Genomic DNA, 2,227 nt, shown 5'->3' with positions numbered 1-2,227 from the left:
ATTACTGCACTCCCGACCTGGTCATCCTCCCTGACACCTGGGACACCGACGATGACTGGCTCGCCGACCCCCTCGATGTCGAACTCGCCGTCGAGGTGATCTCGAAGTCGGAGCGGGCGGCGCAGATCAACGGCAAGAACGGCTGGTACGCCGCGGCGGGCGTGCGCGCCCTGCTCGTCATCGACCCTCGCGTCGGCCGCTGGGCATTGTTCGCCGGTCCCGCCGCAGGCGGCTACGCCGAACTGATCGAAGGCATATATGGCGACCCGATCAGCCTCCTCGATCCCCTGGGGTTGTCCCTCGACACTGCCTGCCTGCCCCGATACGACGAGTAGCCGCGCACGACCCCTGACCAGATCGGTCAGGCCGCGATTGCAGGATCCATACGAAGGCTGTGCGCGAGTTTGCTCGCGAGCCACTGAACTTCCCGCACAGGATGTTCGAGTGGCATCCATGTGGTTCGCGGTCGACGACAACCCGCGCCGGAACCGGGTGCGAGAATTCGCGCGACCTGCGCTGTGGATCCGCGCCCTCCAGTGCGCTGATGGGTCTGTCTCGCGACCCTGCCGACCTGCGCTGATCGCGTCGCGAGTAATCCGGATGAATCGCGTCAACCCCATCCCATAGGATTTACGCAGCACCGATGCGGGATGGCAATGACGCGCCCGCGAACCGATCCCCAGGGGAGAGTCGAGAAGATCGTGGCCGACGACAACAGTGGAGTCGAGCAAAACGCCTCTTTGACCGAGGAGGCACTCGCGGCAGCGGCGGCGGAGGCCGAGAAGGCGTTTGCCGCGGCGGCCGATCTGGATGCGCTGGCGGTCGCCAAGACCGACTTCATCGGCGGTAAGTCGCCGATCGCGCTCGCGCAGCGCGGTCTGGGCAGTGTGCCCAAGGAGGAGAAGGCCGAGGCCGGTAAGCGGGTCAACGTCGCGCGTAAGCGGGTATCGGACGCGTTCGAGGCGCGCCGTGCCGCGCTCTTGGCCGAGCGCGATCAGGCGGTGCTCATCTCCGAGAAGATCGACGTCACGCTGCCCGCCCGTCGTCGGCCCGTGGGTGCCCGGCACCCGATCACCGTCATCTCCGAGCAGATCGCCGACTTCTTCGTCGGCATGGGCTGGGAGGTCGCCGAGGGTCCCGAGGTGGAGACCGAGCACTTCAACTTCGACGCGCTGAATTTCCTGCCCGACCACCCGGCGCGCACCATGCAGGACACCTTCCACATCGCCCCCGAGGGTTCGCGCCAGGTGCTGCGCACGCACACCTCACCGGTGCAGGTGCGGTCCATGCTGGAGCGCGAGGTGCCGATCTACGTCGCGTGCCCCGGTCGCACCTTCCGCACCGACGAGCTCGACGCCACCCACACCCCGGTGTTCTCGCAGGTGGAGGGTTTGGCGATCGACAAGGGCCTGACCATGGCGCACCTGCGCGGTGTCCTCGACGCGTTCGCCCAGGCCATGTTCGGCCCCGAGACCCGTACTCGCATGCGCCCCAACTACTTCCCCTTCACCGAGCCGTCGGCCGAGGTCGACGTGTGGTTCCCGAACAAGAAGGGCGGCGCGGGCTGGATCGAGTGGGGCGGCTGCGGCATGGTCAACCCGAAGGTCCTGATCGCCAGCGGCATCGATCCCGAGGTGTATTCCGGGTTCGCGTTCGGCATGGGCATGGAGCGCACCCTGCAGTTCCAGACCACCATCGCCGACATGCGCGACATCGTCGAGGGTGACGTGCGGTTCACCCTGCCCTTCGGTATCCGGTCTTAGAGAGAGAGCGAAACGTCAAGTGCGAGTAGCACAGTCCTGGCTGACCGAGATCCTGCAGCGCACCACCCCCGAGTGGTCGGTGTCGGCGGAAGAGCTCGACGCGGGCTTCGTCCGGGTGGGTTTGGAAGTCGAAGAGGTCGACAAGCTCGAGCCGATCGGCGGCAGTATCGACAAGCCGCTGGTCGTCGGCCGCGTCGCCGAGATCACCGAACTGACCGAGTTCAAGAAGCCGATCCGCTTCTGCAAGGTCGACGTCGGCAACCCCGAGTTGCAGGAAATCGTCTGTGGCGCGCGCAATTTCGCGGTCGGCGACCTCGTTGTGGTCGTGCTGCCCGGTGGCGTGCTGCCCGGCGGGTTCACGATCTCCTCGCGCAAGACCTACGGTCACACCTCCAACGGCATGATCTGCTCGGTCGCCGAACTCGGCATCGGCAAGGATCACGACGGCATCTTGGTGCTCGAGC

2 protein-coding genes and 1 pseudogene are annotated in these 2,227 nt (G+C 66.3%); all 3 read left to right on the top strand.

Going from position 1 to position 2,227, the window contains the following annotated elements; all coding sequences use genetic code 11:
* Window positions 1–335, top strand: a 335-nt coding sequence (locus tag ACFWF3_RS32985) for a Uma2 family endonuclease (RefSeq protein ID WP_379317814.1), incomplete at its 5' end; no start/stop codon positions are given.
* 366 nt (window positions 336–701) lie between these two features.
* Complete coding sequence (gene pheS, locus ACFWF3_RS32980) at window positions 702–1,763, top strand: phenylalanine--tRNA ligase subunit alpha (protein ID WP_067457595.1); 1,062 nt, start codon at window positions 702–704, stop codon at window positions 1,761–1,763.
* 19 nt (window positions 1,764–1,782) lie between these two features.
* A pseudogene (locus tag ACFWF3_RS32975) lies at window positions 1,783–2,227 on the top strand (phenylalanine--tRNA ligase subunit beta); the annotation flags it as partial.

Source organism: Nocardia sp. NPDC060220 (assembly GCF_042727815.1).
GTDB lineage: Bacteria > Actinomycetota > Actinomycetes > Mycobacteriales > Mycobacteriaceae > Nocardia.
The sequence above is the reverse complement of the archived record's forward strand: the minus strand, read 5'-3'. Positions and strand labels throughout refer to the sequence as shown.